10 protein-coding genes are annotated in these 13,298 nt (G+C 71.9%); 4 read left to right on the top strand and 6 right to left on the bottom strand.

From position 1 onward, the window contains the following. Positions 1-102 precede the first annotated feature (102 nt). Complete coding sequence (locus ACFW47_RS25145; RefSeq protein ID WP_386284117.1) at positions 103-1,143, top strand: LacI family DNA-binding transcriptional regulator; 1,041 nt, start codon at positions 103-105, stop codon at positions 1,141-1,143. A 24-nt stretch (positions 1,144-1,167) separates the two neighbouring features. Here ACFW47_RS25145 and ACFW47_RS25140 read toward each other — a convergent pair whose 3' ends face one another. After that, positions 1,168-5,145, bottom strand: coding sequence for an endo-alpha-N-acetylgalactosaminidase family protein (locus tag ACFW47_RS25140; RefSeq protein WP_386307195.1), 3,978 nt, complete (start codon positions 5,143-5,145; stop codon positions 1,168-1,170). A 263-nt stretch (positions 5,146-5,408) separates the two neighbouring features. On the opposite strand from ACFW47_RS25140, the gene ACFW47_RS25135 reads away from it, so the two are divergent. Further along, complete coding sequence (locus ACFW47_RS25135) at positions 5,409-6,023, top strand: dihydrofolate reductase family protein (RefSeq protein WP_386284121.1); 615 nt, start codon at positions 5,409-5,411, stop codon at positions 6,021-6,023. An 11-nt stretch (positions 6,024-6,034) separates the two neighbouring features. On the opposite strand, the gene mgrA is transcribed toward ACFW47_RS25135, so the two are convergent. Continuing rightward, positions 6,035-7,081, bottom strand: a complete 1,047-nt coding sequence (mgrA, locus tag ACFW47_RS25130) for an L-glyceraldehyde 3-phosphate reductase (RefSeq protein ID WP_386284123.1) — start codon at positions 7,079-7,081, stop codon at positions 6,035-6,037. Between the two features lie 223 nt (positions 7,082-7,304). On the opposite strand from mgrA, the gene ACFW47_RS25125 reads away from it, so the two are divergent. Then, on the top strand, positions 7,305-8,195 hold the full coding sequence (locus ACFW47_RS25125) for an SDR family oxidoreductase (protein ID WP_386284125.1): 891 nt from the start codon (positions 7,305-7,307) through the stop codon (positions 8,193-8,195). 38 nt (positions 8,196-8,233) lie between these two features. Here the strand turns inward: ACFW47_RS25125 and ACFW47_RS25120 are convergent, their stop codons facing one another. The 3 genes from ACFW47_RS25120 to ACFW47_RS25110 all read right to left on the bottom strand — a co-directional run bounded on the left by ACFW47_RS25120 (position 8,234) and on the right by ACFW47_RS25110 (position 10,499). Then, the gene (locus tag ACFW47_RS25120; protein ID WP_386284127.1) at positions 8,234-8,896 is read right to left on the bottom strand and encodes a phosphoribosyltransferase; all 663 of its coding nucleotides are present in this window, start codon (positions 8,894-8,896) and stop codon (positions 8,234-8,236) included. Between the two features lie 38 nt (positions 8,897-8,934). Continuing rightward, entirely contained in the window at positions 8,935-9,633 is a 699-nt protein-coding gene (locus tag ACFW47_RS25115; RefSeq protein WP_386284129.1) for a dienelactone hydrolase family protein, read from the bottom strand. A gap of 152 nt (positions 9,634-9,785) precedes the next feature. Beyond that, positions 9,786-10,499: a lytic polysaccharide monooxygenase gene (locus tag ACFW47_RS25110; protein ID WP_386284131.1), complete on the bottom strand. Its 714-nt coding sequence runs from the start codon at positions 10,497-10,499 to the stop codon at positions 9,786-9,788. 270 nt (positions 10,500-10,769) lie between these two features. Here ACFW47_RS25110 and ACFW47_RS25105 point away from each other — a divergent pair, with 270 nt between their 5' ends. Further along, positions 10,770-12,398: an amidase gene (locus ACFW47_RS25105; protein WP_386284134.1), complete on the top strand. Its 1,629-nt coding sequence runs from the start codon at positions 10,770-10,772 to the stop codon at positions 12,396-12,398. Positions 12,399-12,433: 35 nt separating this feature from the next. On the opposite strand, the gene ACFW47_RS25100 is transcribed toward ACFW47_RS25105, so the two are convergent. Next, a complete protein-coding gene (locus ACFW47_RS25100) occupies positions 12,434-12,874 on the bottom strand; it encodes a DUF6010 family protein (RefSeq protein ID WP_386284136.1) in 441 nt (146 codons plus the stop codon). Positions 12,875-13,298: the final 424 nt, after the last annotated feature.

Genomic DNA, 13,298 nt, shown 5'->3' with positions numbered 1-13,298 from the left:
GGCCGGAACTATGGCACAGAATGTTATCGATGCCAATAGCGCATTGCTCATGGTCCATATCCGCCCGGTATCATCCTGAGCGCTTACGCGAGAGAGGACCCCATGGAGACGGCGAAGGGTGCGGCGGCGGCCGGTCGGGCGCCCGGGATGACGGACGTGGCCCGGGTGGCGGGGGTCTCCGCGCAGACCGTGTCGCGCGCGCTGTCCGGTCACCCCAATGTCCGCGCGGAGACCCGCGCCAAGGTGCTCGCCGCCGTCGAACAGCTCGGCTACCGCAAGAACAGCGCGGCGGGGGCGCTCTCGTCCGGACGCAGCCGGACCATCGGCGTGGTGACGCTGCAGACGACGTTCTACTCGCGGGTCACCCTGACTTTCGGCATCGAGCAGGCGGCCCGTGCGGCCGGCTGGGCGGTGGTCACGGCCTCCACGGAGTCGCTCGACACCTCCGTCGTCGAGGCGGCGCTGACCCGGCTCGCGGACCAGGGCGTCGAGGGCATCGTCCTCGCCGTCCCCCTGATCCACGTCAGCCCGCGCATCGAGCAGCTGACCCGGTCGCTGCCGACCGTGACGGTGGACGGTTCCCGCACCGCCGCCTCGGAGGTGGTGGCCGTCGACCAGGTGGAGGCGGCCCGCCTGGCCACGCGTCACCTGCTCGACCTCGGCCACGAGACGGTCTGGCACGTGGCGGGGCCCGACGCGTGGCTGGACGCGCAGAGCCGGCTCAAGGGCTGGCAGGAGACGCTGGAGGCCGAGGGCCGGAGTGTCCCGCCCGTCCTCACCGGGGACTGGACGCCGTCGTCCGGCTACCGCAACGGCCTGGTCCTGGCCCGGATCCCCGAGGTGACCGCCGTATTCGCCGCGAGTGACGAGATGGCCTTCGGCGTCGTCCGGGCACTGCACGAGTCGGGCCGCGAAGTGCCGGGGGACGTCTCCGTCGTCGGGGTCGACGACATCGACCTGGCCGCCTACTGCTCGCCGTCACTGACGACCGTGTCGCAGTCCTTCACGGACATGGGCGCGCTGGCGTTCCGTCACCTGCTGCGGCACATAGAGGACCCGGCGGCCGGGCCCGAGCCCGCCTCGGTCGAGCCGAAACTGGTCGTGCGCGCCAGCACCGCCCCGGCCGCCGGCGGGGCCGGCTGAGCGGGGCGGTGCGCGCGGTGGCCGCTACGGCCGCGTGCCCGGCGGGAATCCGGACGGCGGGTCGGCCGGGGCGCCGTAGACGCGCAGCTCGGCGGCGGCCGCGAACGGTTGCCCGTTGAGCGCGTTGAGCGCGGTGAACCGGACGTAGCCGGCCCGTACCGGTTCGAAGGAGACGCGCTGGATGTCGTGCGCGTCGACGAGCGACCCCTCGGCCACCGTCGTCCACTCCCGGCCGTCGTCGGACACGGCGATCCGGTAGCCCCCGACCCGGCCGTTCGGCCCTCCGCTCTGCCGTCCGAGGTAGCCGAGGCCGTTCACCTCGGCCTCCCCGCCCAGCTCCAGGGTCACCCAGTGCGGGTAGGGCGCGGCCGTGTCCGTGTAGTCGGTGTGCCAGATGGTGGCGGGGTCGCCGTCGAGCACGTTGCCGACCGGTCCCTCCGCGCTGCCGGAGGAGCGGTTCTCCGAGTCGGCGGTCGCCGTCATCGAGGCCGGGGACAGCACGGGCACTTCGGAGATCGCGGCTCCGGCACGCGCAGTGACGGTCTTGGTGGCGCCGGACTCGTCGTAAAGGGCCGTCGCCTGCCAGTCGGCCGTGGTGCCCGCGGCACTCTCGGGCGGGGTGAGCAGCCAGCTCGTCGTGACGGTCTCGCCGGGGGCGACCGAGTCGAAGAGGTTGCCGTCCTTCTCCTTCACCTCCACGGTCCAGCCGGCGGGTACGTCGTCCAGGCTCACCGCGACGTTTCGCGCGTCGGCCGCCTCGTGGTTGGTGAAGGTCGTCCGGTATTCGCCGGGCGAGCCCGGGCTGAGATCGGCGTTCGCCGGAGCGGTCAGGCGGGCGCAGGCCGGGCCGCCGTCCACCGGTCCGAGGTCCTCGACGCGGAAGTCGTCGAGGACGAAGTCCGTGCCCGCGGCCCCGCCGAGCTTGCGCAGGCCGACCCAGGTGTCGCCGCAGCCGGCGACGATCTCCCTGGTGTACGTGGCGGTGTCCAGAGCGGGTTCGAAGGTCTCCCGGGTGATCTCCCGGGCCTCGGTCCTCCCGTCGCCGACGGTGTCCGCGCCGGTCACCCAGGCCCACTGGCCCGGGACGTTTGTCTGGTAGCGGAAGGACACGGCGTACTTGTGCCCGGCCTCGAAGGGCACGGTCGCGGGGACCGTGCGGTACACCAGGCCGGTGTTCTCCGCGTGCGACTTGAGCGAGTGCCCGGCGCCGATGACGTCGTCGACCGCCTTGCCGTCGAGGGTGCCGTCGTCGTACGGCGCGTGGCTGTTCTTCCACTCCTTCTGGCTGTAGGGAGCGTGCAGTTCGCTGATACTGGTGCGGGGGTCGGTGACTCCGCCGGCGTCGCCCTTGACGAACGGGCCCCATCCGGGCTGGTTGCCCTCGAAGTCGTTCCGCGCGATCACTCCGCTGTCGCGCGGCGGCAGCGGCGCGGTGGTGTCGGGCATGACCCGCAGGTCGTCGAGGACGACGGCGGCCGCCCCGGGTTCTGCGGCGACGGCGATGGCGACCTCGCCGTTCGCGGGGGCGGTGAAGGCCACGGAGGCGCGCTGGGAGTATGTGTCCCGCTTCTCGTCGGCGGCCATCCAGTTGCGCGCCGGGGTGATGTCGAACGTGTTCTCGGCCTCCTCGCCGGCCCCCGTCACGCTCAGGGTGGTGGCGCGCCGGTGTCCCGCGGCGATCTCCACGTCGGCGCTGAGCGTGTACCGCCTGCCGGGGGTCAGGCCGTCCACCCGCTGGGATATGCGGGAGGCATCAGTGCCGAGCCGGGCCACGTTGTCGCCGTTGCCGGCCCGCTCGATCGTCGCACCGCCGCGCGGGTGCCAGTCGGCGAGGTCGCCGGCGTTGAAGCCCGGGTCGTCGAGACCGGTGCCCGCGCCGTAGCGCGGGTCGGTGTGCGGCGCCTTGCCGCCGCGGGGCACCAGCACGTACGGCCGGTCCGCCTCGGCGGTCAGTGTCACCCGGCCGTCACGGGCGCGGACCCGGGTGGCGTCGGTGCGGCCCTGGTCGGTCAGCTCGTACAGCGTGAAGTCCTCCGTCCCGGCGAACTGGCGGGTGAGGTCGAAGGTGTGCGTGCCGCCGGAAGCGCTGTAGTAGTACATCTTGTCGGCGTCGCTCGGTGACGAGGTGCCGTCCTTCTTGTCGGCGCGGCCCCAGGGCAGCAGGTAGGTGTCGCCGTCGAGGACCACCGCGTCGCCCATGGTGATGCGGCGCTTCTCCCCGTCGGCCTTGGTGACGGTGACGTCACCGGTCAGGCGGGCGCTCTTGCCGAAGTCCCAGTCCACCACCCGGTAGTGCTGGAGGAACTTGGTGGGCAGGTTGTCGGTCCAGATGTTGCGGTAGAAGGCGTTCCAGTCGTCCTGCCCGGTCCAGCCCTCGAACTCCTTGATGCTGGTGCCGCCCAGCAGCGGGTCGACGTTCCACACGTCGCGGTCGGAGTTGGCGATGAACCGCACGATGTTGGAGTTGATGCCCTTGTTGGTCGCGCCGCCGTAGTTCTTGTCGCTCGCCCAGTGGGACCAGATGGAGGTGCTTTCGAACTTGTACGCCCACTCGGTGGTGACCTCGAAGCCCATCTTGCGCAGCTCTGAAGCCAGTTCGTCGGCCAGCCAGCCACTGGAGTAGTACACGTCGATGTAGACGCTCTTGAGCTGGGGGTGGTCCTTGCGCAGTTGCCGGAAGCGGTCCAGGACGGCGCCGCTGCCGAGGTCGGTGCGCTGGTCGATGTGGTAGGCCTGGTTGAGCCAGTTCCAGCCCAGCCCCCGGCCCTTGATCAGCGAGTCGCTGAAGTTCCTCGCCTGGGGGTAGGCCTCGGTCGCGTTGACGTGCACGGCGAAGTCGGCGTTGTAGCGGGCGCCTTCGCGGATCAGCTCGCCCAGTCCGGCGCGTCCGCCCGCCCGGACGTTCTCGTTGCCGCCGTAGTCCGGGTGCCCGGAGTCGTGGCCCTCGCTGGCGTAGCCCTTCTCCAGGACCCACTGGCCGAGGTCGTCCGTCGCCATGGAGACGCGCTTGACGTTGTCGAGCGTCTTCAGGAACGGATTGGTGGCCTGGCTGGCGAAGTTGAACGGGATGTGCTGGACGACCCGTTCCGGCACCCGGTCGGCGCCCAGGGGGCGGGTCATGGCGTTCCGGTGGGCGATGGCGGCGTCCTGCCAGTCGACCCGGGCGTCGCCGTTTGCGTCCCCGGCGAGGACGACGGTGGTCCTCGGCAGCTCGTAGCGGGCGACCCGCGGGTCCTGGGCGCCCTTGGGCGCGTACGTGTAGTCGCCTACGGACAGCTCGGCGCGGCGTGCGCCGTCGCCGGCGTCCACGATCCGGGACTGGAGCCGGGTGTTCCAGTTGCCGTTGTCGCCCTGCGCGGAGTCGTCGGTGGCGTTGGTGATCAGCCCCGCCGCCAGTCCGTCGTGGGACACGAAGCCGTAGGGTGTGCCGACCCGCGCCTCGTCTGGCTCGGTGGCGCCGGTGATGTCGATGAAACGGTCCGCCGTCGTCGTGGAGTCGGTCGAGATCTTCGTACGGGCCAGGCTCGCCCCGCGGTCGGCGGAGTCGACGGAGACGAGTGACTGGCCGGGTACCGACAGCTCGTTGACGGCTGCGGCGGCGTCACCGGAGATCTTCTCGACGGCGAAGACGACGGTGCGCCGGTCGGTGACCGTGATGCTGGAGGTCAGGGTGAGGTCCGGCAGGTCGGCGAAGGTGGAGGTGTAGGTGGCCTTGTGCCGGTTCGCCTTCATCGTGGTGCGGGCCTCGTGCGCCTTGCCGTTGACGGTGAAGGTGTCCAGGACCTCCGCATTGCCGTGCAGCCGGCGGCCGTCGAGGTCGTACGAGACGACCTGCGGGAACTCCTCGGCGACCCGCACGGTCAGTCCGGCGCGCGACAGCGCGACGGGCGTGGCCGGGTCGTCGGGCTCGGGCGGCGGGACCGGCGCCCACGCCGCGGACGCGTCCGCGGGCGAGGCGGGGGCGCGGTCGCCCGCGTGGGCCGGCATGGCAGCGGTCGACAAGGTGCTCAGGACCAGCATCGCGCCGACGGCGGCCGCCGCGCCCGGTCTCCATCGGGCCGTTCCCCGGGGAGTCGGCGTGGGTGTTCGGGGAGTTCGGTCTGTTCGGGGTTCTCGCAGGTTCATCGCTACCATCCAGCGGCTCCTCGGGACGGCCGGCACTGCCGACCGGAGAACACGGGGACCATAGTGGAATTGGCATCGATAACACCAGAGCGCGTCACCGGACGCGATGAGTTTCGGTGACGCCTCGGGTCCGCACTGGTATGACACGCATCATCGCGGACATCTCCGTCTCCCTGGACGGCTTCGTCACCGGCCCGGATCCCGGCCCGGACAGCGGTCTCGGCACCGGCGGCGAGGCCTTGCACACCTGGGCGTTCTCCGACGACCCCGACGACCGGCGGATCCTGCGGGAGGCGACCGCCCGTTCGGGGGCCGTCGTGCTCGGCCGCCGGCTCTTCGACGTGGTCGACGGGCCGTACGGCTGGGACGACACGTCCGGCTACGGCGCCGGCGAGGTCGGCAGACCCGCGTTCGTGGTCGTGACGAGTTCGCCCCCCGGGGCGGTGCGCCTCGCCGGCCTCGACTGGACGTTCGTCACCACCGGCCTGCCGGATGCCGTCGCCGCCGCGCGCGAGCGCGCCGAGGCGGCCTCGGCGCGCGGCGGCGAGGACCTCGACGTCGTGCTCATGGGCGGCGGGGCCACCATCGGCTCGGCGTTCGAGGCGGGGCTGGTCGACACGCTGTCGCTGCACCTCGCGCCCGTGGTGCTGGGCTCGGGGACGCCCCTGTTCACCGGCGGAACCCGGCGCACGCTGGTGCGGCGCGACGTGACGCCGACGACGACGGCCACCCACGTGACCTACGACGTCCTGTGAAGCCCCGCGCCTCAGCCGAGGGCGCCCGTGCGGGCCTGCCGCCACAGGTCGACACCGGCGACGGCCACCGCGTGCTTGTCGATCTCGGCGAGTTCCTCCTCGCTGAAGGAGAGGTTGTCCAGCGCGGCCACGTTCTGCTCCAGCTGCTCGGTGCGGGAGGCGCCGATGACGAGCGAGGTCACGCGCGGGTCGCGCAGGGCCCAGGCGAGGGCCATCTGGGCCAGGCTCTGGCCCCGGCGGGCGGCGATGCCGTTCAGGGCGCGCAGGCGCCCGAGCGTGTCCTCGGTGAGCCAGTCGGCGGTGAAGGACTTGCCCTGGGTGGCGCGGGACCCCTCGGGGACCCCGTCGAGGTAGCGGCCGGTGAGCAGGCCCTGGGCGAGCGCGGTGAACCCGATGACGCCGAAGCCCTCGTCCGCCGCGGCGTCGAGCAGGCCCTCGGTCTCGATCCACCGGTTGAGCATGTTGTACGACGGCTGGTGGATCAGCAGCGGGGTGCCGAGGTCACGCAGGATCGCCGCGGCCTGCCGGGAGCGCTCGGCGTCGTACGAGGAGATGCCGACGTAGAGGGCCTTGCCCTGGCGCACCGCGGTGTCCAGCGCCGTCATGGTCTCCTCCAGCGGCGTGGAGGCGTCCAGGCGGTGGGAGTAGAAGATGTCGACGTACTCCAGGCCCGTGCGCTTGAGGGACTGGTCGAGGGAGGCGAGGAGGTACTTGCGGGAGCCGCCGCCCTGGCCGTAGGGGCCGGGCCACATGTCCCAGCCGGCCTTGGTGGAGATCACCAGTTCGTCCCGGTACGGCGCCAGGTCCTGGCGCAGGATCCTGCCGAAGTTGGTCTCCGCGGCGCCGTAGGGCGGGCCGTAGTTGTTGGCCAGGTCGTGGTGGGTGATGCCGAGGTCGAAGGCGCGCAGGGCGATCTCCCGCTGCGACTCGAACGGCTTGTCGTCACCGAAGTTGTGCCAGTAGCCGAGCGACAGCACGGGCAGGTCGAGACCGGAGCGTCCGGTGCGCCGGTACTGCATGATGCCGTCGTACCGGCCGGGGTCGGCGACGTGGTTCATGGGGGTTCTCCGTGTTGCTGAGGAAGGTGGGTGGTCCGTGACGACGGACGTCGCGTCATCATCGCGCGCGGTTCGTACGGCCGTCCAACAAGAACGGCTCATGGCATTGAGCACTGTCGTTTCTCGACGCCGGCGGTGTCCCCGGCCCGCACTCCCACCTTTCGGCCCGCCCGCTCGGGGAACACGGTCGCTGACTTCGCCCTACGAGACACAGGAGGCCGACGTGGCGGACGACCAGCGCGAGCAGCGGGACCCGACCGACCAGTACCCCCGCCCCGACTTCCCCGCCCAGGACCAGCCGCACCCCGGCTGGAGCGGGCCGATGGACCCGCCGCCCGACCACGGGGAGGACTCGTACCGCGGTTCGGGGCGGCTGAGGGGCCGCAGGACCGTCATCACGGGCGGTGACTCCGGCATCGGCCGCGCGGTGGCCCTTGCCTTCGCCCGGGAGGGCGCCGACGTGCTGTTCACGTACCTCGCGCAGGAGGAGAGTGAGGCACGGGAGACGTCGCGGCTGGTGGAGGAGGCCGGGCGGAAGGCCGTGGCCGTCTCCTGCGACATCCGTGAGGAGGATGCCTGCCGGTCGCTGATCGACCGGGCGGTGTCGGAGTTCGGCGGCATCGACGTACTCGTGAACAACGCGGCGTACCAGATGGCGCAGCCGGACGGCATCGAGGCGATCCCGACGGAGCAGTTCGACCGGGTGGTGCGGACCAACCTCTACGGCATGTTCTGGCTGACCAAGTTCGCGCTGCCGCACATCCCCGCCGGCGGCAGCGTCATCAACACCACCTCGGTCCAGGCGTACAAGCCCAGCCCGCACCTGCTGGACTACGCGATGACCAAGGGCGCGATCGTGACCTTCACCCAGGGTCTCGCCCAGATGGTCGCCGAGCGCGGCATCCGGGTGAACGCGGTGGCGCCGGGCCCCGTGTGGACCCCGCTGATCCCGGCGACGCTGCCGGACACGGTGGAGTTCGGCAAGCAGAGTCCGCTGGGCCGCCCCGCCCAGCCGGCCGAGCTGGCGCCGGCGTACGTCTACCTCGCCTCGCAGGAGGCCGGCTATGTCACCGCGGAGATCCTCAACGCGACGGGAGGGACGCCGCTGCCCTGAGCCGCGGGCTGCGGGGCGCCTGCCTGACCGCCGCCGTCTCAGGTGCCGCGCGTCGAGGCGCGCCGCGCGTCCAGCACCTCGACGACCTCGTCGTCGTCCACCTGGTCGAAGTCGTCGTACCAAAGGCCGACCGCCCGGAAGTCCGGCGGCTGCTGGAGGCAGACCACGTCGTCGGCCTCCGAGCGCATCTCGGCGGCGGTCTCGGGCGCGCCGACGGGGACGGCCAGGATCAGCCGGCCGGGTCGCAGCGGGCGCAGATGCCGCAGGGCGGCGCGTGCGGTGGCGCCGGTGGCCAGGCCGTCGTCGACGACGATCACGGTGCGGTCCCTGACGTCGGGTGCGGAGCGGTCCCCCCGGTAGAGCAGCGTGCGACGCCTCAGTTCGTCACGTTCGCGGGCCACGTCGGGAGCGAGCCGTTCCTCGGTCAGACCGAGCATCTCCAGGGCGCGCTGGTCGAACAGCGGCGGATCGTCGCCCACGATGGCTCCGATGCCGGTCTCCGGCCGGCCGGGAAGGCCGATCTTGCGTGCGACCAGTACGTCCAGTGGTGCGCCGAGCGCCTGGGCGACCTCGGCGGCCACCGGCACGCCGCCGCGGGGCAGCGCGAGCACCACGGGCCGGAGGAACTCACGCTCACTGGCCCGCTCCATGAGCCGAAGACCGAGTAGCCGGCCGGCTTCCCGGCGGTTGTGGAATCGCATGACCGCTCCGCCTGTCTGCTGGTGAGTGTGGAAGGCTGTCACTCCGTGGTCCGTCCGGGACGGTTTCGGCCGGAGCACTGGTCGGCCGCTCCCCCGGTCAGGTGCGCACGGAACCAGTCCGCTGCGGCCTGGGTGACCTCCTCCAGGGCACCCGGTTCCGGGAAGAGGTGGGTGGCGCCCGGCACGACATGGGTGCGATGGGGCGCCGACAGCTTCTGCGCGGCCTCACGGTTGAGACCGAGGACGGAGGTGTCGTCGCCGCCGACGACAAGCAGCACCGGCGCGGCGACCAGGGCCAGCGCGTCGCCGGCCAGGTCCGGCCTGCCTCCCCTCGACACCACCGCGCAGACCCGTCGGGGTCGCTCCGCGGCCGCTTCGAGGGCCGCGGCCGCTCCCGTGCTCGCGCCGAACAGGCCCACGGCCAGGCCGGCCGTGTCCGGGCGCCGGGCCAGCCAGTCGACGGCGTCCGCCAGGCGCCGGGCCAGCAGGGTGACGTCGAAACGGTGCCTGCCCGTGGCGGCGTCCTCGCGCTCCTCGTCCTCGGTCAGCAGGTCCAGCAGGAGAGTGCCGAGCCCGGCCCGCCGCAGACCGGCGGCGACCGCCCGGTTGCGGGGGCTGAGACGCGAGCTGCCGCTGCCGTGCGCGAACAGGACCAGGCCCCGCGCTCCGGCGGGGACCGTGAGGTCGCCGGTCAGGGTCACGTCCGCCGAAGGCAACCGTGCGGTTTCGGAGACCATCGTGCTCACATCCCGGAGGGCCAGCCGTTCGCTGCGAACGGGTACCCGGGCACGGGTGCGGACACACCCCGGCCCGAATGGGAGCGTGCGGAGGCCGGCGTGCGCCCCTCGCGAAAGCGTACGCCGGCCGGTCGCGATCGGTGCGGGGAGCTCTAGCAGGCTCCGAGGTCTTCCCAGACACCCCACTCACCGGTGGTGCCGGGCTCCTCACCGGTCACCCACCACTTGGCGCGCCACGTGTGGCCGCCGTGGGAGACGGTGTCGCCGCCGTTGTAGACGTTCCCGGAGTTCCAGGCCGCCGCGACGCAGTCGCCCGGTTCACCGTCGCCGCCGCCGTCACCACCACCGGTTCCGCCGATGTTGACGTCGATGCAGGAATAGAAGGCGTTGCCGGTGTCCGCGACGTTCCAGACGGCGAGCACCTTCTGCTTGCCGGTGAATCCGCCGAAGTTCACCTGGTGGCTGACGTCGGGGGCGGGCTGCGCGCCGTGGCCGGCGAATTCGGCGATCTTCTGGTTGCCGATGAAGTACTGCCAGTTGGCGGTGGCGTGCCGTGCCGTGTGGTGCCAGGTGAAGGTGTGCGTGGAGCCGACCGGCGTGACCCGCCAGCCCTTGCCGTCGTCGTCCAGTTCGGCGAACTGGGGGTTGCCGCCGCTGCAGCTGTTGAGTCCCTTGGGGCCCTCCACGCTCTGCGGCTCGTACTTGATCTGACCGCAGTCCACCACGCCCGCGGCGCACTGGTCCTGACGGCTCCCCGGCGAGACCACCCAGCCGTGGGCACTCGCCGAGGGCGCCGGAAGACTCACGGCGATCACCGGAGCGACCAGTGCTCCCACAGCGACAGCGACTCTTCTCTTCATGCGCATGACATGCCTTCCCTTCGATCCGCTCGATGCACACCGAACCAGCCGGCCCCGGTTTGCGGCGGCGCCGCTCAACACCCGATGAAGGTCTAGACCTTCACCCCGCAGGTCTAGACCTTAGCGGCAGACGAGGGGGCGTCAAGGGGGCGGACACGGGCAACCGCCGGGCAGCCAGGACCTCGCGCCGGGCACGCGCGGGCGGCCGGCTCACCCGAACACCCCTGGAGAGACGGCGTCTTGTGTCCGAGAGGAGCGCGTAGTGAGCTGTGGCCCATGAGGATGACAAGCGTGGCGGCGCTCACCGCCGCCCTGGCGGTGGCACCGCTCCCGGCAGCGGGCGCCCCGGGCCACCGTGCGGTGGCCGCCGAGCCCACCGCCTACGCTACCGGCGTCTCGTCAACCGACGCGGAGGCCGCGCTCGTGCGTGGGGTGGACCTGAACACGGCGACGATTCCCGAGTTGCAGGAGCACATGCGGCGCGGATCACTGACGTCGTACCGGCTGACCCTCGCCTACCTGCGGCGGATCAAGGCCGTCGACCCGGCGGTCAACGCGGTGCTGCGCACCGACCCGACCGCGCTGCGCCAGGCGGCCGCCAGCGACGTACGGCACCGACTCGGCCGCACCCGCGGCCCGCTCGACGGCATCCCGGTCCTCCTCAAGGACAACGTCGACACCCGAGGCATGCCGACGACCGCCGGATCGCTGGCCCTGGCCGGGAGCCCGCCGGCCACCGACGCCGTTGTGGTGAAGCGGCTGCGGGCGGCCGGCGCGGTGATCCTCGGCAAGACCAACCTGTCCGAATGGGCCAACTTCCGCGCGGCGAAGCCGACCTCCGGCTGGTCGGCGGTGGGCGGCCAGACGCACAACCCGTACGTGCTGGACCGCAATCCCTGTGGGTCCTCCTCCGGCTCGGCCGCCGCGCTCGCCGCGTCGCTGGCACAGGTGGCGATCGGCACCGAGACCGACGGCTCGATCGTCTGCCCGGCCGGGATGAACGGCGTGGTCGGTCTCAAACCCAGCCTCGGCCTGGTCAGCCAGTCGGGCATCGTCCCGATCTCCGCCGAGCAGGACACGGCCGGCCCGATGGCACGCAACGTGATCGACACCGCGCTCACCCTCTCCGCGATCAGCGAGGACGTCACCAGCACGGCGACCGGCGGTGATCGCGCGCAGGACCTCGCGGACGCGGCCACCCGGCCCGGTGGACTGCGCGGCAAGCGGATCGGGCTGTGGCGACTCCCGTCGCTCGGCGCGGAGGTGGACGCCCTGATGACCCGTACCGCGGGGGACCTGCGTGCCGCGGGGGCACACGTCGTCGAGGTGACCCCGCCCCATCAGGAGCGACTCGCCGAACTCGAGTTCCCGGCCCTGCTGAGCGAGTTCCACCGGGACATCGACGCCTACCTCACCACCCGCGACTGGCCTCGGGACCTCGCCGAGCTGATCGAGTTCAACCGCGCCCACCCGGCCGAGCAGACCTGCTTCGCCGGCCAGGAGCTGTTCGAGCAGGCGCTGGCCGCGCCGCCGACCACCGACCCGCGGTACCGGGCGATGCGCGCCGAGCTGCGAGACCTCTCCCGGCGGTCCATCGACGAGACCATGGCCGAGCACGACCTGGACGCCATCGCCTCCCCGGCGAACCCGCCCGCGTGGACCACCGACTGCGCGCGCGGCGACAACGACGTGGTCCCGTCCTCCACGCCCGCCGCCGTCGCCGGATACCCGTCCCTGTCCGTGCCCGCCGGGTTCGTCGGCGAACTGCCGGTCGGACTGCTCCTGATGGCCGGCGCCCACCAGGACGCCGGGCTGCTGTCCCTCGGGGCGGCGGTGGAGCACCGGCTGGACGCCTGGCGAGCACCGGTGTACCTGCCCACCCTGCCGCCCGAGGACGCGCACTGAGCCGACGGTCGTGTGGAAGCGCCACGCCGATCCGGTCAGGGGGCGGCGGAAGCGTGCTCGTGCGCGTGGTCCGCCCTGCGGTCGGGCCCGAACCGGAGGCGGACGGACCTGACCAGGGAGGGTCCTCCGCGAAAGCACCACAGGGCGATGACCGGATCGCAGATCGCGCAGGCGAGGGACGAGTCGTGGTAGAAGGGCAGGATCGGATTGCCCTTGAGGTGGTGGACCAAGTCCCAAGCGGTGTGCAGCAGCCAGCCGACACCGATGAACGTCCAGGAGTCCAAGCCGCGATAGGCGACGTAGGCCACGAGCGCGACGAACGGGATCTCCCAGGGGCCGAATCCGCCCCCGCTCAGATACGCGGCTCCCGCCCCGCCCACCATGACCGCGTTGAAGCGGCGCCGGTGCGGTTCTTTGATCAGGGACATCAGGAGGCAGTAGATGATGCCGACGAGCACCGGTGACACGAGATTCATGAGGGGGATGACCCCTTCCTTCGGGGCGATTTCCATCGGACGCCCCGAAGTCAACCGGGTGTCGCCGTGCCGGCCCAGTGGCACCAGTGACGCGTGCGAACGGAATAGTGCCAAAGGGGCCCTCAGAGCCCACGAAGGCTTCCATGCCGTGCCGAACACCAAGTGGCCCGCACGGCGATCGGGGACCGAATCTGCCGCGGTAGTGCGCACCCGACCCTCAGGAGCGCGCCGATGGCGGCGGTCCTGACCGCCGGTCAACCGGAGTTCGGTGCCTGCCCGTTCCGCGACGTGCTCCTGCGCGGCCGACGGCAGCTCGCCCAGTGGTGGTGTTCGTTATGGTGGACAGGGTGCTTGGGAAGCAGGCACGCCCGCGGTGTGCACGTGTACGCGCGGCGCGGGCGCTGTTTCCTCCAGGTTCTCAGGG

It is taken from the genome of Streptomyces sp. NPDC058796 (assembly GCF_042745235.1).
Classification (GTDB): Bacteria; Actinomycetota; Actinomycetes; order Streptomycetales; family Streptomycetaceae; genus Streptomyces.
This window is presented reverse-complemented; position numbering and strand designations above follow the sequence as displayed.